The 16,586-nt window shown below is 63.4% G+C and carries 16 protein-coding genes, 1 pseudogene and 1 riboswitch; of the genes and pseudogenes, 6 read left to right on the top strand and 11 right to left on the bottom strand.

Features of this window, described 5'->3' with window-relative positions; translation table 11 throughout:
* The 3 genes and pseudogenes from J0I79_RS30110 to J0I79_RS30100 form a co-directional block, all read right to left on the bottom strand.
* Positions 1-237, bottom strand: a pseudogene (locus tag J0I79_RS30110) (metallophosphoesterase); the annotation flags it as partial.
* Positions 210-1,205, bottom strand: coding sequence for a hybrid-cluster NAD(P)-dependent oxidoreductase (locus tag J0I79_RS30105; protein WP_292868102.1), 996 nt, complete (start codon positions 1,203-1,205; stop codon positions 210-212). The gene J0I79_RS30105 and the pseudogene J0I79_RS30110, both read right to left, overlap by 28 nt.
* A gap of 78 nt (positions 1,206-1,283) precedes the next feature.
* Positions 1,284-2,531 (bottom strand): aromatic ring-hydroxylating dioxygenase subunit alpha, encoded by a 1,248-nt coding sequence (locus J0I79_RS30100; protein WP_292868099.1) that lies wholly within the window; start codon positions 2,529-2,531, stop codon positions 1,284-1,286.
* 113 nt (positions 2,532-2,644) lie between these two features.
* Positions 2,645-2,847: riboswitch (cobalamin riboswitch) on the bottom strand.
* 483 nt (positions 2,848-3,330) lie between these two features.
* Between J0I79_RS30100 and J0I79_RS30095 the strand changes: the two genes are divergently transcribed.
* The 3 genes from J0I79_RS30095 (at position 3,331) to J0I79_RS30085 (ending at position 4,121) form a co-directional block, all read left to right on the top strand.
* Entirely contained in the window at positions 3,331-3,531 is a 201-nt protein-coding gene (locus J0I79_RS30095; protein ID WP_292868096.1) for a DUF680 domain-containing protein, read from the top strand.
* Between the two features lie 69 nt (positions 3,532-3,600).
* Positions 3,601-3,804: a DUF680 domain-containing protein gene (locus tag J0I79_RS30090; RefSeq protein WP_292868093.1), complete on the top strand. Its 204-nt coding sequence runs from the start codon at positions 3,601-3,603 to the stop codon at positions 3,802-3,804.
* Between the two features lie 71 nt (positions 3,805-3,875).
* The gene (locus J0I79_RS30085) at positions 3,876-4,121 is read left to right on the top strand and encodes a DUF680 domain-containing protein (protein ID WP_292868090.1); all 246 of its coding nucleotides are present in this window, start codon (positions 3,876-3,878) and stop codon (positions 4,119-4,121) included.
* A gap of 73 nt (positions 4,122-4,194) precedes the next feature.
* Here the strand turns inward: J0I79_RS30085 and ugpC are convergent, their stop codons facing one another.
* The 5 genes from ugpC to J0I79_RS30060 all read right to left on the bottom strand — a co-directional run bounded on the left by ugpC (position 4,195) and on the right by J0I79_RS30060 (position 10,759).
* A complete protein-coding gene (gene ugpC / locus J0I79_RS30080) occupies positions 4,195-5,307 on the bottom strand; it encodes a sn-glycerol-3-phosphate ABC transporter ATP-binding protein UgpC (protein WP_292868087.1) in 1,113 nt (370 codons plus the stop codon).
* Between the two features lie 26 nt (positions 5,308-5,333).
* Positions 5,334-6,998: an alpha-glucosidase gene (locus tag J0I79_RS30075; RefSeq protein WP_292868084.1), complete on the bottom strand. Its 1,665-nt coding sequence runs from the start codon at positions 6,996-6,998 to the stop codon at positions 5,334-5,336.
* A 4-nt stretch (positions 6,999-7,002) separates the two neighbouring features.
* The gene (locus J0I79_RS30070; RefSeq protein ID WP_292868081.1) at positions 7,003-8,157 is read right to left on the bottom strand and encodes a carbohydrate ABC transporter permease; all 1,155 of its coding nucleotides are present in this window, start codon (positions 8,155-8,157) and stop codon (positions 7,003-7,005) included.
* A gap of 1 nt (position 8,158) precedes the next feature.
* Positions 8,159-9,172: a sugar ABC transporter permease gene (locus J0I79_RS30065; RefSeq protein ID WP_292868078.1), complete on the bottom strand. Its 1,014-nt coding sequence runs from the start codon at positions 9,170-9,172 to the stop codon at positions 8,159-8,161.
* Positions 9,173-9,403: 231 nt separating this feature from the next.
* Positions 9,404-10,759, bottom strand: a complete 1,356-nt coding sequence (locus tag J0I79_RS30060; protein ID WP_292868075.1) for an ABC transporter substrate-binding protein — start codon at positions 10,757-10,759, stop codon at positions 9,404-9,406.
* Between the two features lie 365 nt (positions 10,760-11,124).
* Between J0I79_RS30060 and J0I79_RS30055 the strand changes: the two genes are divergently transcribed.
* The 3 genes from J0I79_RS30055 to J0I79_RS30045 all read left to right on the top strand — a co-directional run bounded on the left by J0I79_RS30055 (position 11,125) and on the right by J0I79_RS30045 (position 13,696).
* Positions 11,125-12,147 (top strand): substrate-binding domain-containing protein, encoded by a 1,023-nt coding sequence (locus J0I79_RS30055; RefSeq protein ID WP_292868072.1) that lies wholly within the window; start codon positions 11,125-11,127, stop codon positions 12,145-12,147.
* A 146-nt stretch (positions 12,148-12,293) separates the two neighbouring features.
* On the top strand, positions 12,294-12,767 hold the full coding sequence (locus tag J0I79_RS30050; protein ID WP_292868069.1) for a hypothetical protein: 474 nt from the start codon (positions 12,294-12,296) through the stop codon (positions 12,765-12,767).
* Between the two features lie 257 nt (positions 12,768-13,024).
* Entirely contained in the window at positions 13,025-13,696 is a 672-nt protein-coding gene (locus tag J0I79_RS30045) for a hypothetical protein (RefSeq protein WP_292868066.1), read from the top strand.
* 10 nt (positions 13,697-13,706) lie between these two features.
* On the opposite strand, the gene J0I79_RS30040 is transcribed toward J0I79_RS30045, so the two are convergent.
* The 3 genes from J0I79_RS30040 to J0I79_RS30030 are packed head-to-tail and all read right to left on the bottom strand — an operon-like array spanning position 13,707 to position 16,385.
* Positions 13,707-15,164, bottom strand: coding sequence for a S8 family serine peptidase (locus J0I79_RS30040; protein WP_292868063.1), 1,458 nt, complete (start codon positions 15,162-15,164; stop codon positions 13,707-13,709).
* Positions 15,154-15,822, bottom strand: coding sequence for an anti-sigma factor (locus tag J0I79_RS30035; protein WP_292868060.1), 669 nt, complete (start codon positions 15,820-15,822; stop codon positions 15,154-15,156). The genes J0I79_RS30040 and J0I79_RS30035 overlap by 11 nt, the downstream gene beginning before the upstream one ends.
* Positions 15,819-16,385: a sigma-70 family RNA polymerase sigma factor gene (locus J0I79_RS30030; protein WP_292868057.1), complete on the bottom strand. Its 567-nt coding sequence runs from the start codon at positions 16,383-16,385 to the stop codon at positions 15,819-15,821. The genes J0I79_RS30035 and J0I79_RS30030 overlap by 4 nt, the downstream gene beginning before the upstream one ends.
* Positions 16,386-16,586 lie beyond the last annotated feature (201 nt).

The following is a 16,586-nucleotide window of genomic DNA, read 5'->3' as shown; positions in this document are numbered from 1 at the left end:
GGGCTTTCCGTCCTTGCCGTTCTCGAACGGCTTCAGCACCGTCACCGAACCGAAGCGCTTGAGCAGCGACAAGGCCTGCGCGCTGTCCTGGGTGCCCCAGCCCCACGCGGGATAGAGCGACCACATCGGCATGTGCGCGAACACCACGATCGGCGTGCTGGCGGAAAGCCCCGCAAGATCCTGCTTCAGCCAGGCAAGCTGGTCCGGGCCTAGAAAACCCAGTCCCGCACCTTGCAGGTGCCGCACAGGCCGAACTCGCAGGCCGCCGGTATCCGCACGCCCGAGGCACGCGCCGTCTGCAGCACGGTCTGGCCGGCGATGCATCCGGCCTCGACATCCGAAAGCGAGAAACGGATCGGGGTCACGGCCTCGACGGGCACGGCGTTACCGCCTTCGGCCGGTGTCGCGAACGGCGCCGGTATTTCCTCCATCACGGGCGCGGCAAAGCTTTCCTGATGGTAGCGGGCCATGTCGAAGCCGGCAGCTTCGAGCATGCCGCGCACGGCACGCATGAACGGATCCGGGCCGCAGCAGAAGATTTCACGGTCGCGGAAATCGGGGGCCAGCAGCGGCAGGCGGATCGCGTCGATGCGGCCCATATGGCCGTACCAGCCCTCGCGGCTGGAGCGCTCCTCGATCATGAAGCCGAGCGTCAGGCCCGGCATATGGCCGCCGAGCAGTTCGAGCTCCTTGCGGAAGATGATCTCTTCCGGGCGCCGCGCGCAGTTGACGAAGCCGACATCGGTCCATGGCGCGCAGTCGTTCAGCCAGCGCAGCATCGACATCATGGGCGTGACGCCGGAGCCGGCCGAAATGAAGAGATATTTCGCCGCCGGATGGCTGTGCAGCGAAAAGTCGCCCGTCGGCCCATAAGCCTTCACGTGCGAGCCGACCTTCAGATGATCGAACATCCAGCGCGTGCCGATGCTGCCGGCCTGCGCCTTGACCGTCACGGCGATCGAGAATGGCCGCGACGGCGAGGACGAGAGCGTATAGGTGCGCATGAGCGGACCATCCGACGTCGGCAGTTCCAGCGTGACGAACTGGCCTGGCTTGTAGCGGAACCAGGTCTGGTTGTCGGAGCGGAAGGTGAAGGTCTTCACGTCGGGCGCCTCGTCGCTGACGCCGGTCACCTCCAGCACCTGCAGCCGGTCGTTCCAGGGCGCCATCTGGTCGAGGTGGCGATAGAGGCCAAGATCAGTCATCGCATTCATCCCTCAAGTCCTTTTTCTCTGCTCATGTCGTGACCCCAAAACCGCTAAACACTTTTGGGCGACATGATCTCAGGCGACGCTGCGCAGCGCTGGCCGGCCACCTTCGGCCAGACGCGGACCGATGAAGCGGGCGTACCAGTCGACGAACTGGATGACGCCGCCCTCGTGCAATTCCGAGTACGGGCCGGGTTCATAGGCCGGGGACAGGATGCCGAAGGCGTTTTCTTCGACGATGCGGCGGTCCTGGTCGTTGGTCTCGGTCCAGACATGGGTGAGCTCGGCGAGGTCATAGTCGACGCCTTCCACGGCGTCCTTGTGCACCAGCCATTTGGTCGTCACCGCGGTCTCCGTGGCGCTGACCGGCAGCACGCGGAAGGTCACCGCGTGGTCGATGAGAATGTGGTTCCACGTCGTCGGGTAGTGATAGTGCATCAAGGTGCCGATGCGGTCGGCGGAGACCGTGTCTGACAGGTTCTTCTTGACCGCCCTCTTGCCGGTCATCGTGTAGCTGACGGCATCGCGCAGCAGCGGCGCCCGGGTGGCGCGGTACTGTCCGGCCGGATCGATGCGGAATTTGCTCGGCAGGCCGGCGGCCTCGCACTTGGCCCAGTGGGCCAGCATTTCGGGGTCGCTGTCGGCGCCCTGCACGCCGGTCACGGTCGGGGCTTCCGGGAAGGTCTTGCAGAGTTCCGGGTGATTGCCGGCGCAATGATAGCACTCGCGGTTGTTTTCCCAGACCAGCTTCCAGTTGCCCTTCTCGATGATGGTGCTCTCGAAGGCGACCTTGGCTTCGGTAAGGCGGTGCGGCTTGAGATAGGGCTCGATCATTGCCCGCATCGGGGCGAAGTCGTCGGGCTCCTTCGCCAGGCATATGAAGACATAGCCGGCGACGCTTTCGCAGGCGACTGGCTTCAGCCCGAACTGGCTCTTGTCGAAACCATCCGCCATCTGGCGGGCGAACAGCAGTCGGCCGTCCAGCTCATACGTCCACTGGTGGTAAGGGCAGACCAGTTTGGCGGCGGTGCCCTTGTCGGTGTTGCAGACGCGGCTCCCGCGATGGCGGCAGGAATTATGGAAGGCATTGATCTTGCCTTGCTGATCGCGCACCAGCACGACCGGATAGTCGCCGATCTGCACGGTGATGAAGCTTCCCGGCTTCGGCAATTCGCAGTCATGGCCGATGAACAGCCAGTCGCGATACCAGATCAGCTCCATGTCCAGCTTGAAGTAGTCGGGGTCGGTGTAGAAGGGCTGTTCCAGCGAAAAGCCTTGCTTGCGGCTGTTCAAGAGCCTCAGCATGTCGTTGCGCGCATCCATGTCCTGTCCTCATTCGTCAAGGACTGAACTGGTGGTGATTGAGGAGGGACCGGGTGCATGCCGGCATGAACCGGTCAGACACCATCCGCCTCTTGACCGCCCACCGCGATCAGTCGAGTTCAAGCATCTCGGGCTGGTTTCCGGGCTCTGGAGTTGTCCTTGCGGACCATCGCGACACCTTCCCAGGCTGATGCCCAGTGGTCTCCCGTCGCGACTTGAACTCCACCACCGTTGCGGGGGCAGCGCCGGAATCTGACCGGCTTCCCAATTCTCCGCCCCGTCGTCACGAAGCGGCACCTGAGATGGCATGATCTAATCACGACAGCGTTTGCGACATCGGCATGAAAGCGACATCGCATCCATGTGGCGCGACACGGACGGTTTACGCTACGGGCACGTATCGCAATGATCGCCGCCGGCCGTCCCGGATACTGTTTTGGACCTTTAGCCGGGGCAAAAAGGGTTAACGGTTTCGAAAAGTGACTATTAGCAGATTCTAAAATCGAACCGAACGGTTCGTTTCTGTTGACGGTGCGTACAGGACGGTGTGAACGCCGGGCCCTTGATACAGTTGGTGATCAAATCGCCGGATTCACATAACTATCTGATTCATTTCGGAAAAAACTCGTGTCCGGAAACGTCTGGTACAATTTCAAGTAGCGCTTTCATGGTCCACACGGAAAAACTTCGTGATTGGAAATGGCCTGGGCACCTTACCACATCGGGGCTGTCCGAACGACGCGATTTCAATCCCAAGACACGCCGCTAGACGGACAGGAAAAATACTGGAGTACCCAAAATGAAAAAGATTGTTCTCACTGCCGCCGCCCTTCTGGCCATTTCCGGCAGCGCCTTTGCTGGTAGCGACCACTTTGGTTCGAACGCCGCGACCCCCGCGGCAACTGTCGACAGCACGTACACCGCTTCGGTCAAGAAGTCGGAACCGGCTGAGCAGAAGCCCGTCCAGGGCGCCGACCATAACCTCTACGGCAACAACTAACAGCCGCCCCTGCTGCGCGGCGGGTGAGCCTGCCGCGCCAGTGGGCCTTAGAATTCAGGAGTATTTGAAATGAACAAGATCCTCATTGCTGCCGCCGCCGTTCTGGCCATTTCCGGCAGCGCTTTCGCCGGCAGCGACAATTTCGGTTCGAACGCCGCCAACCAGCCTGCGGTTACCTCGACCGACAACTCGCATACCGGTTCGATCGATAAGTCGGTACCGGCTGCGCAGAAGCCCGTCCAGGGCGCCGACCGCAACCTCTTCGGCCGCTAACGGCCGATCCCCGGCGGGTGGCGGGCTCTGCCCCGCCCGCTGGTCAACTTTAAGAATTCAGGAGACTTGAAATGAAGAAGATCATCCTTGCTGCCGCCGCCGTTCTGGCCGTTTCGGGCAGCGCTTTCGCCGGCAGTGACAACTTTGGCTCCAATGGCGCCAACCAGCCGGCTGTCTCGACGACCGGCGTGGACAATACGCGTACCGGTGCGATCCGCAACAGCGACTCGCCCGTCTACAAGATGCTCAACTCGTCGGGCGATGCGCAGAAGTCGGCCCCCCAGCAGGGCAGCGACCGGAACCTCTTCGGCCGCTAACAGCCGGAGCCAATCCAAGAAAAAGCGGCGGGCCTGTGCCCGCCGCTTTTTTGCGTTGTCGTAACAGACTGTCTCAGGCCGCCTTGGCTTCGGCCTCATGCAGGGCGAAGGAGCGTCCGTCCGCGTCGAAGATATGCAAATCGCCGGCATCGGCGGTCAACCGCAGCGTCGAGCCGCGCTTGACCTCGACATTGCCCGGCAGCTTGGTCACCAGCGGCAGGTCGGCCCGGCCGATATCGACATAGACGAGCTGAACCTCGCCGAGCTGCTCGACATAGTCGACCGTTCCTTCGAACAGATAATCCGCGCCGCTGGCGATCGAAAGATCTTCCGGCCGCACGCCGAAGCTTATCGCGGCGCCCTTCGCCGACGCCGGTGTTGCGATCGGCACAGTCGCCTTGCGGCCGCCGACATGACTGATGACGGTCGGATTGCCCGTCTTGTCGATCGTCGCCGGCAGAATGTTCATGGCCGGCGAACCGATGAACTGGGCGACGAACAGATTACCGGGCTTCTTATAGAGCTCCATCGGCGTGCCGACCTGCTCGATATGGCCTTCCTTCAGCACCACGATGCGGTCCGCCAGCGTCATCGCCTCGACCTGGTCGTGCGTGACATAGATCATCGTCGTGTTGGGCATCGATTCCTTCAGCTTGGCGATCTCGATGCGGGTGGCGACGCGCAGCGCCGCATCCAGGTTCGATAGCGGCTCGTCGAACAGGAACACTTTGGGATTGCGCACGATGGCGCGGCCGATGGCGACGCGCTGGCGCTGGCCGCCCGACATCGCCTTGGGCAGGCGGTCGAGATATTTGGTCAACTGCAGGATTTCAGCCGCCTGGCGCACGCGCCGGTCGATCTCGGCCTTGTTCTCCTTGCCGATCTTCATGGAGAAAGCCATGTTGTCGTAGACGGTCATGTGCGGATAGAGCGCATAGGACTGGAAGACCATGGCGATGCCGCGCTTCGAAGGCGGCACGTCATTGACCACCTCGCCGTCGATCTTGAGTTCGCCCGACGTGATTTCCTCGAGCCCGGCGATCGAGCGCAGCAAGGTCGACTTGCCGCAGCCCGACGGACCGACGAAGACGATGAACTCGCCCGATTTGATGTCGAGGTCGATGCCGTGGAGAATGTTGAGATTGCCGTAGGACTTCTTCACCTGTCTCAGATTGACATCGGCCATTGGTTTCCTCCCAGTTTCTCTAAAATTCAGTCGATGCGCCCGAACCAGGCGCCGTAGCCGCCGAGCTCGATCGAGCCGCTGCTCGCCCGCCCGGAAAACCCGTGTCCCGGCAAAGGTTGCAGGGATCGGTCGCCAAGGTCAACCTTGGCCGGGCCGGCGCCCAGATTGAAGACGCAGACGATCTGCTCATTGCCCGCCCGCCGCGTGAAGGCGACGGTGTCGCCCTCGCTCTCGATGAAGCTGATGTCGCCCTTGGCCAGCGCAGGATGGGCGCGGCGGAAGGTGAGGAAGCGCCGATAGTGCTCCAGCAGCGAGGCCTGGTCGCCCTGTTGCACATTGACCGCCTGCGCCAGGTGTTTTGCCGGCACTGGCAGCCAGGGTTTCGCCTGGGAGAAACCGCCATTGCTGGCCTTGCCGTCCCACACCATGGGCGTGCGGCAGCCGTCCCGCCCCTTGAATTCGGGCCAGAAGCGGATGCCGTAGGGGTCTTGCAGGTCCTCGAAGCGCAGATCGGCCTCGCCGAGCCCGAGTTCCTCGCCCTGATAGATGCAGACCGAGCCGCGCAGCGACATGAGCAGCGCCGAAATGACCTTGAGATAGGCGGTCGGATCGGCCTCGTCGGCGGCCCAGCGCGAGGCCGGGCGCATCACGTCATGGTTGGAAAACGCCCAGCACGACCAGCCGTCGCTGGCGACTCTGCCGAAAGCTTCCAGCACCGAACGGACCTTGCCGGCACTGATCTTTTCCGGCGCCAGGAAGTCGAAGGAATAGCACATGTGCACGCGCTTGCCGCCGGCTGTATAGGCGGCGACCACTTCGAGGCCGCGCTGTGAGTCGCCGACCTCGCCGACCGCTGCGGTCGCCGGATACTCGTCGAGCAGCGCCCGGAAGCGCTCGAGGAAGGCAAGATTCTCCGGCCGGCTCTTGTCGTAGATGTGGTCCTGGTAGTTGTAAGGGTTGACCGCCGGCGCGGTCTGGTCGTTGCGTTCTTCCGGTGGCAGCGGCGGATTGTTTTCCAGCCCCTGGCTGTGGAAGTAGAAATTGATCGTATCGAGGCGAAAGCCGTCGACGCCGCGCTCCAGCCAGAAACGCGTGATGTCGAGCAGCGCGTCCTGGACTTCCGCATTGTGGAAATTGAGGTCCGGCTGCTCGGCGAGGAAATTGTGCAGGTAATATTGCTGGCGGCTGGTGTCCCACTGCCAGGCCGAGCCGCCGAAGATCGACAGCCAGTTGTTGGGCGGCGTGCCGTCGGGCCTGGCGTCGGCCCAGACATACCAGTCGGCCTTCGGGTTCTTGCGGCTGGAACGGCTTTCCTTGAACCAGGGGTGGATGTCGGCGGTGTGCGACAGCACCTCGTCGATCATCACCTTGAGCCCAAGCCGGTGCGCCTCGGCCACCAGCGCGTCGAAATCCGCCAGCGTGCCGAACATCGGATCGACGTCGCAATAGTCCGAGACGTCATAGCCGAAATCCTTCATCGGCGATTTGAAGAAGGGCGATATCCAGATCGCGTCGGCGCCGAGCGCGGCAATGTAGGGCAGCCGCTGGATGATGCCCTTGAGGTCGCCGATGCCGTCACCGTTCGAATCCTGGTAGCTGCGCGGATAGATCTGGTAGATCACCGCACCCCGCCACCAGTCGCGCTCGGCGGCGAGGTCGGGTTTCGAACCTGTCTTCAAAGCGGATTGCATTGTCTCAGCCTCCTTTCACCGAGCCGGCGAGCAGCCCGCGTACGAAATAGCGCTGCAGCGAGAAGAAGACGATCAGCGGCACGATGATGGTGATGAAGGCCGATGTCGTCAGGATTTCCCAGTTGCCGCCGCGCGACCCAAGCAGCGCGTTGAGCTTGGCCGTCAGTACGATCTGATCGGGCGCCGTGCCAAGGAAAACCATCGCCACCAGAAGATCGTTCCACACCCACAGGAACTGGAAGATGGCGAAGGAGGCAAGCACCGGGAAGGACAGCGGCAGCACGATCTTGACGAAGATCTCGAAATCGCTGGCGCCGTCGATGCGCGCTGATTCCATGATCTCGCGCGGCAGGCCGGCAATGTAGCTGCGCAGGAGGTAGATGGCGAAGGGCAGGCCGAAGCCGGTATGCGCCAGCCAGATGCCGAGATAGGTCTTCGACGGCACGCCGAAGAATGTGCCGACACCGTTGTAGAGCTTGAGCAGCGGAATGAGCGACATCTGCAGCGGCACCACCAGCAGGCCGATGATGACCGCGATCAGCAGGGCCCGGCCGGGAAAGCGCATCCAGGCCAGAGCATAGGCGGCGAAGGCAGCGATCAGGATCGGGATCACCGTCGCCGGGATGGTCACCGTCAGCGAATTCATGAACGAGCGGCCGATGCCTTCGGAAAACAGCACGGTCTGGTAATTGTCGGTGGTGAATTTCGGCGGCGCGGACGAGGCGTAGTAGACACGCTGGCCGCGATCGCCTTCGAACGCCTTTGGCGAGGCAAGGACGAAGCTGCCGTCGGCATTGACCTGCAGGGTCACGCCGTCGCCGAGGTCGGCGGAGGTACCGGCGGGATACTGCGTCGGTGTGGCGGCCTTGACGCCGAAGGCGCTGATCGCGCGCTTGGCGCCGTCGCCGAAGACGCTGCCCTCGATGACGTATTTGCCGTCCTTTTGCGTTTGCGCTGAAGCGGGCGGCAGCCGCCCGGCTTCGGTCTGGCTCGAACTGGCGAAGGAATTCCACCAGCCCGAGGCGATGATCTGGTCCTTGTCGCGCAGCGAGGAGACCAGGATGCCGAGTGTCGGGATGGTCCAGATCGCAACGAAGATCAGCACCGCGATATGGACGCCGAAGCGGCTGGCGAAGGAGTTTCCGGTCGCGACGGCCATATCAGTGTCCTCCCGTCTCTTTGTTCGCCTGGCGGATGTTCCAGACCATGATCGGGATGACCGCGATCATGATGATGATGGCGATGGTCGCGCCTCGGCCGAAGTCACCGCCGCCGCGGAACATCCAGTCGAACATCAGATTGGCCAGCACCTGGCTGTTCCATTGACCGTTGGTCATGGTCAGCACGATGTCGAACACTTTCAGCACCAGGATGGTGATGGTGGTCCACACGACGGCGATCGTTCCCCAGATCTGCGGCACCATGATCTTCCAGAAGATCTGGAACGGGTTGGCGCCGTCGATGACGGCCGCTTCCAGCGTTTCCTCAGGGATACCGCGCAGGGCCGACGACAGGATGACCATGGCAAAGCCGGTCTGGATCCAGATCAGGATGATCATCAGGAAGAAATTGTTCCAGAACGGCAGCGATATCCAGACCTGCGGCTGGCCGCCGAAATGCTGGATGATGGCGTTGAGCAGGCCGATCTGGACCTGGCCCTCGCCGCGATACTCGTAGATGAATTTCCAGATCACGCTGGCGCCGACGAAGGAGATCGCCAGCGGCAGGAAGATCAGGCTCTTGGCGATCGTGCCCCACCAGATCTTGTCGGTCAGGACGGCGATGATCAGGCCAAGGAAGGTGCAGGCCGCCGGCACCACCGCCAGCCACAACAGGTTGTTCAGGATCGCGTTTCGCAGATCCGGGTCACGCAAGGCCCACTCGTAGTTGGCGACGCCGACGAAGCCGGTGCCGCCGCGGTCGAAGAAGGACAGCCACAGCGTCGCGATCACCGGGTAGATCAGGTAGATGGTCAGGATGATCATCGCCGGCCCGACAAACAGCCAGGGCCGCACCAGTCCCTGCCGGCGCAGATTGTTGACGGCTGCAGTGCCGGAGACCCCGCGCGAGGGGAAGATCAGATCGAGCAGTTTGTTGGCGCCCCAGAAATAGGCGACACAGCCGCCGACGCCGATGATGATGACAAATATGGCCGAGAAAATCTGAGCCGCCATGGGTTCCTCTCCCTGCGCATGACTGGCCAGACGGTGCTGGCGTCGGATGCGCCGACTTGCGAGTTGTTCAAAACAATTCGGAACGCGAAGGCTTCCGGCGCGAGCGCCGGTCGGATCCGGGCCGTAGCCCGGATCCCTTGGGAGGATCAGGAAGATCGAAAGCAATTCCGGGAAAATGTGTCATGGTCCCCGGCCGGAATTACTCAAAGACAAAGCGCGTCCTGTCGCGGCCTACTTGATAGCATCCCAGCTCTTCTGGATGTCGGCGGCGACGTCCTGTGCCGACTTGCCGCCGACCAGGTCGATCATACCGGTCCAGAACGAGCCAGCGCCGACCTTGCCGGGCATCAGGTCCGAGCCGTCGAAGCGCACCGTCGTCGCGCCGACCAGGATCTCGCCCTGCTTCTTCAGCGCGTCACTGCCATAGGCGTCCTTGTTGGCCGACTTGAACGGGGTGACGAAGCTCTTCTGCGCCATCCACAATTCATGAGCCAATGGCATCTGCAGGAACTTGATGAACTCGCGGGACGCCTTGGAATCCTTGGTGATCATCACCAGGGTTCCGGCCACTTCCAGCGGCGTGCCCAGCTCCGGCTTGGAGGCGTAGGGCGGGAAGGGGAAGAAGTCCGCATCCTGGCCGAGCTTCACGGTTTCCGGGAAGAAGGAAGGGATGAACGACGCCTGATGGTGCATGTAGCATTTCGGCGGCACGGTGAAGAGGCCCTTCGGGCTGTCGCGGAAGTCGGTCGCCGCGACCGCCTTGGCGCCGCCGTCCACCATCTTGTCGTCGGTGGCGATCTTGCCAAAGATGTCGATGGCGTTGACCACCGCCGGGTCGGTGAAGGGGATCTCGTTCTTCACCCACTTGTCGTAGACCTCCGGCGGCTGCGTGCGCAGCATGATGTCCTCGACCCAGTCGGTCGCCGGCCAGCCGGTGGCGCCGCCCGAACCCAGGCCGATGCACCACGGCTTGCCGCCGTCGGCGATGATCTTCTTCTCGAGATCGGCAAGCTCTTCCTGGGTCTTCGGAACCTTGTAGCCGGCTTCCTCGAAATTGTCGGGCGAGTACCAGACCAGGCCCTTCACATCGATCTTGTAGGGGAAGGCATAGAAGGCGGATTTGCCGTCCTTGCCCGTATAGGTGCCGAGCTTGGCCCAGGAATCGCCGGCGGCGTAGTTTTCCTTGATCCAGGCCGCGACGTCGTCGCCCAGCGGCGTCAGTACGCCCTTGGAGGCCAGATCCTGGATCAGGCCCGGCTGCGGCAGGACGGCGATGTTGGGCGGGCTGCCGGCCTGGGTGTCGATGACGATCTGCTGCTCGTAATTCTCGGACGAGGAATATTTGACCTCGGCGCCGGTGGCTTCCTGGAAATAGTCGAGTACCGAGCGCACCAGCGTCTCGTCCTCGCCGCGCCACGGTCCGAAGATCGACAGCGTCTCGCCCTTGAGGTCGACCTTCTTCAGGTCCTCGAAATTCGCCCAGTGAAACTTAGGATCCTCGCCGGGCTTGAACTTCAGTTCGGCCTGCGCGGGCGCGCTAAGGGCGAGCGCGGCAAACGCGACACCCAGTAAAAGCATTTTCTTCATCGGTATTCCCTCCCAGTGGGTCACATGCACCGGACGGAACCTCCATTCCGCCCGCCGACGCCGCAGGACAGTGACTCACTCGCAAGGCAACCGCAACCTTTCGAAGAGTCTTCCAAAGCGCTTTGGCTTCATGGATCACGCCATTGAATCGCCCGGGAGTCAAGAGGGGTCGACAAGCTAATCGATTTAATTTCGAGCGGAGCGATCCTCCATAGTGCGCCGCAACACGCTTTTTTGAGGCTCCGACGGCAATTTTTGTTTCAAATTCACAAGCGGCACGCCTATGGTCATCATCTGGCAGGCGCGGCCCTTGCAATACTTGGGTCGATTCAATTTAAAAGCGCTTTGAGGCAGGGAGGCCTCTCGTGAACCTCAAGCAGCTCGCGCATATGCTGGCGCTTTCGCAGACCACGGTAAGCCGGGCGCTGAACGGCTATCCCGAAGTCAATGAGGAAACGCGCCGGCGTGTCATGGACGCCGCCAAGCGCCACGGCTATCGCCCCAACCCGAGCGCGCGCCGGCTGGCGACCGGCAAATCAGGCATGATCGGCTATGTGCTGCCGACCGGCAATGCCGTCGACATCGACCCGCATTTCGTCGAGTTCCTCTCCGGCCTTGGCGACTATGCCCGTTCGCATGATCTGGATCTCGTGCTGTCGCCGGCCGACGCCGACGACCAGGAAACCACCTACCGGCGCATCGTCGCCAACCGGCAGGTCGATGCCGTCTATATTTCGTCGCCCCGGCCGGCCGATAGCCGTGTGGCGCTGGTCAGCACGCTCGGCATTCCCTTCATTGTCCATGGCCGCAGCGAGGGCTTCGATTTCGAGTACCCCTATCTCGATATCGACAATGAGGGTGCGTTCCACGAGGCGGCGCGGCTGCTGGTCCAGCTTGGCCACCGGCGGCTGGCGCTGATCAATGGCGACGATCGCGAGACCTTTGCCATCCATCGCGAGCGCGGCGTGCGCCGGGCGCTCGCGGCGAGCGGACTGACCTTGGGCGAGCGCCACGTCTGCTCCCTCGTCATGACCGAGGAGAACGGCTATCGCGCCGCCAGGCGTCTGCTGGAAGCGAGTGACGCGCCGACCGCCATCGCCTGCTCCAGCCTGATCATGGCGCTGGGCGTGGTGCGCGCGGTGCGCGATCTCGGCCTCAGCATTCCAGGCGATGTCTCGCTGATCGCCCATGACGACGTCTTTCCCTGGCTGAAGCCCGAGAATTTTTCCGTGCCGCTGTCGACGACGCGTTCCTCGATCCGGCTTGCCGGCGCGCGCGTCGCCGAGCGGCTGGCGGCGCGCATATCGGGGCTGGAAGAGGGCGCGCGTGGTGAAGTCTGGCCGGTCGACCTGGTGATCAGGGGATCGGTCGCGGGAGCGCCGGCTTAGGCCATCGATCTGGCGCGGCCGGTTTCCCCCAGGGACCGCCCGGTTTGTGACTCTGGTTCGGTTTCGGGATTGCCTGTCCGGGCCGACGCTCTAACTCGCTTGCGAGGATTTTCTGGGGACTAGACATGGCGGACGCAGGACGGGGCATGTTGTCGAGACTTCTGATGACGGGCCTCGCCGTGGTCGGGCTGGTCGCGCCGGCTGCGGCGCAACCGGTCTCCCACAACATGCAGATGATGGGAGCCATCGCCCGTGCGATCGCCGACAGCGGAGAACTCGCCGGCGTCGATTGGGTCGAAGTCTCCGCGATCTTCGCCTTCGATGCGGACGGTGATGTCAACCAGAGCTACGGCTACGCCTACGACGCTCGCGGCGAAGCCCACGCCGCCACCTTTCTCGAAGACGGCATAGAGCGCGAGGTCAATGCCTACCGCGAATGGTTGCGAAAGCCTGGCGACAAGGGGCTGATCAAGATGCTCTTCCAGTTCAACCGGCAGACGTTGCGGGTCAATGCCGATTTCGAGTACGACGATCCGCTGCGCTGGCAGGTGACGCCGGATAATCTCGACACGATCGTCAAGCAACTGCGCCCGAATCTGGGAGCCGGCGGCGGACAGTAGCAACGCTCAACCAAGGGATGGATCGTGGCTCAATTGAAGCCGGGCGGAGAAAGCTGGGATCGTGGTCTTTCAACTTGAGAGCCTGGACTTTATGCGCGGAGGCTGCATTCCGCCGAACCTGACGGCGCGCGGGCGAAGTCTGGCCGATCGGGGGATTGGTGGCTGTAGCGCTCATCTAAAGCATGTGAACGAAGCCCGTTTGCGAAGGCCGGGAAAGTGTTAACGCAACGTTAGCTCGCTTATTCCAGCATGGGCGGATGAACGTCAATCAGCCCAGCGGTGCCTTTGGCCGGCGCGGGCGCGAGCTTCGCGCCCCGGCTGTGCAGACTGAGCGCACCGCGAAACCGGCGCGTGCCACCGGTCATGCTACGCCTGTTCTAGTCGGCCTGACGTGCCTCTTGCTGAGCGTTGCCGCCGCCATCTTCTGGACCGTTGCCGGTGTCGAACAGTTGAATGCCGAAGCCGCGCGGACAGAACAGCGGGTGGTCGATATCGTCAACCAGCCCGTAAGGCATCTGCCCCGCTCCGGGCCGGTGGATTTGTTTTCGCCCGGATGGTTTCACCCCGGCGCGACGAAGCCCGACTTCGACAATGTCGATATCCGAACCTCGCAGGAACTGCCTTATCAGGGCTATGTCTCATCCGACCTGAACCCCTCCGAAATGTTCGTCGGAAGCGACCTCGAGTTCAATTCGATGACCAAATATTTCTACGCCGACCGAACGCTGCCCAAGAAGCGCCTGTCCCAGGCCGAGATGTTGGAAATCAATCGCCTCTACCGCGTTATCGGCCACGATCAGAGCGCCACCCTGATGCAATGGCTGACGACGATAGGGTTGGCTGCCGTCGGGATCTGTCTCGGATATGCGCTGTTCCAGGTTGCCGGTCGATCCCGCCGATCCGCGATGGTCCTTCCCGGCGAAACCTGAGAGTACCAGCCTAATCCTTCACTGCTTCCGCCGCCTTGACGTCAAGCAGCCCATAGCCGAAATCGCTGTCGCGGCCGTGTCCGCCAAGATCCCTGGCGGTCGCCGCCAGCGCCTTCTCGATGTCATCGGCCGACCGGTCGGGCGCGGCGTGGATGAGGTTGGCGATGGCGCCGCTGACGATCGCCGCCGCGAAAGAAGTGCCGGTCACCACATCCGAGCCGGCGCCGCTCGGCGCCACCATCTCCACGCCCGGAGCCGAGATGAAGACATAGGGGCCGCGATTGGCCTGCGGCATCAACTGATCCTTGGCGTCTGTGGCGGTCACCGCGATGACGCCGTCGAAAGCGGCGGGGTAGCCATAGGGCGCCTTCGGGCCGTTGTTGCCGGCGGCCGCGACCAGCACGATGCCGAGCGCGCGAGCATTGCGGCAGGCGACCCCGAGCAGGTCGTTTTTCGGTCCGACAAAGCTCATATTGATGATGCGCACATCCTGGCTTGCCGCCCAGTCCAGCGCCGAGAGGATGACGTCCATGGTCGACTTGCCGCCCTCGAAGGCGCGGGCATGGTAGATTCTGGCGCCCGGCGCCATGCCCTCCAGCGCGCCGACGCCGGCGATCAGCCCGTCGACTGAGGTGCCGTGGTCGCGCTTTTCGACCGGCACGTCCGGCATGGCGTCGAATTGTTCGGCGATGACGCCGGCCAGTGCCGGATTGCTGTCGTCGATGCCGGTGTCGATGACGGCGACGCGCACGTTCTCGCCGCTCGCCTGCTTGGGATCGAGCACGATGCGGTCGAAGGCATAGTTGACGATGCCGGCGGCCTGCTGCAGCGAGTAGATGTGGTTGGGCTCGCGCCTCTGGGTACGGCCGTCCGCGGCAAGCTGCGCCAGCACGACGCCGACAGGGCGGCCGTCGGGGATGCCGAAGCGCACCAGCGTGGTGCCGAGCAGCCGCGATTGACGCTGCGAGCGCACTTCCAGCCCGAAGGAGGCGGCGATCTGCTGTACCGCGCCGGCGTCGCCATCGACCGTCACCAGCACCTCGTCGGGCACGAATTCGCCGCTGACCGCGCGCGGCGGCTGAACGGCGATGAGATCGCTCGGCGACACAATCGGGCCGCCGGCCGAGGTTCCCGGCTGCGCGGGCGCCGCCGGCGACGTGCCGCCGCCCGTATCCTGGCGTGGAGCGGGTGTCGGCACGGGAACCGGACTTTCAGCCGGGTTGGGAAACAGGTCGACGATCAGGGCCGGAAGAAAGACGGCGCCGGGCTGCGCTGCGCCCGAACCGGTACCTTTGCCGCCGCCATTGTCCTTGGCGCAGTCGGGCGCCTTGGCGTTGACCGGGTTGCGGCAGTCGATGTTGGTTCGGTCAGCATTGGAATCATTGGTTTGCGCCGACGCGGGCACGGCGGCGATTGTCATCGCCGCCGCAAGGACTGCCGCAAATCGAATGACCGCCTCAGCCGCCATCAGCCGGTTTCCTTCCCTCGATCACAGTCTCGCTGAAAGGCTGGGCGGCAATAAGGCCGAGTTGCCTGGCATAGTCGGCCGCGTTGGCGGCGGGAACGCCGAGCCGGAACACGCCGTCGGCGGTCGGTCCGCCGATGATCTTCAGCCCGTTGCCGCCGAGGAAGGCGGAAATGTCGGACATCTTCGCGTCCGGTTTGAACTTGACCAGCGCGAAGGGCATCTTCGCCAGATCGTCCTCGGCGCCGGCGATCTCGAAATCCTTGCCCTTGCCGCCCGGCTGCACCAGCGACTGCACCATGATCAGAGCCAGCAGGACCGCCGCCGCCGCCCAGGCGACGCCGGCCGGCACCGCCATGAAGCGGCCCCAGGCCTGCGCCAGCCAGGAGGAAGCAGCCGGCTTGCGGACGGGTCCGGCCTCGGCGTCGAGCGCCTTGGCGAAACGGCTCAGCGCATCGGCCGGCGGGCGGATCGCCTCATTGGCGGCCGACGTGCCCGAGAACTCGGCTTCCGCCTCGCCAAGCGCTGCAAGGGCCGCTGGATCGCTCGCCAGCCATTCCTCGACGGCTTCCAGCTCCGACCCTTCGAGCGAGCCGTTCAGGTAGAACGGCAGCAGCGTTTCCATTTCGTCGCGGCGCGACATCTTTTCAGCGGCGCTCATGGCCACCCCCTGTCGTAACCGGCGGCCTTGAGGGCCTCGCCGAGTTTCTTGCGGGCGTAGAACATTCTTGTCTTCACCGTGGCGACCGGTATGTCGAGCACCTCGCCGATCTCGGTCACCGATTGTCCCTGGTAGTAGGCAAGGTCGATCACCGTGCGGTGCTCCTCGGGCAAGGCGTCGATCAGCCGGCGCAAGGCGGCGGCCTTGTCCTCCTTCATGGTGACGACCTCGGGCGTATCGGCGCTGTCGGGCACCGCGGCGGCGGCCTCGTCGTCGATCCAGTCTTCCTTCTTCTTGCGCAGCAGCGACAGCGCCTTGAAGCGGGCGATGCCGAGCAGCCATGTCGAGACTTCGGAGCGCCCTTCGAAGCCGGGCGCCTGGCGCCACAGTTCGAGAAACACCTCGTTCGCGATATCGTCAGCCATCATTTCCGATCCCGTCTGGCGCACCACGAAGCGGTAGACCCGCGCGTGGTGGCGCATGAACAGGAGCCGAACGGCGGCCCGGTCACCCTTCGCGACCCGGTCGACAAGCGCGCGATCGGTTTCCGTCGCCGCCGTCATGGCCGGTCGAGCCGCCTGGCTCCTGCCTGCTCTGTCGCTGATCGGTCCAAAAAGGTTCATCCTCCGCCAAGGAATTCGCGGAGGCTAGCCGAAGAGCGGGGAGGTTGCCAGAGGGCAGGGTTTCCCCTTCTCCCCTTGTGGGAGAAGGTGTCGCCGAAGGCGACGGATGAGGGGTGTTCCAGGGAAAGCTAACGTCTCACT

The organism is Mesorhizobium sp. (genome assembly GCF_017306585.1).
Classification (GTDB): domain Bacteria; phylum Pseudomonadota; class Alphaproteobacteria; order Rhizobiales; family Rhizobiaceae; genus Mesorhizobium.
This window is presented reverse-complemented; position numbering and strand designations above follow the sequence as displayed.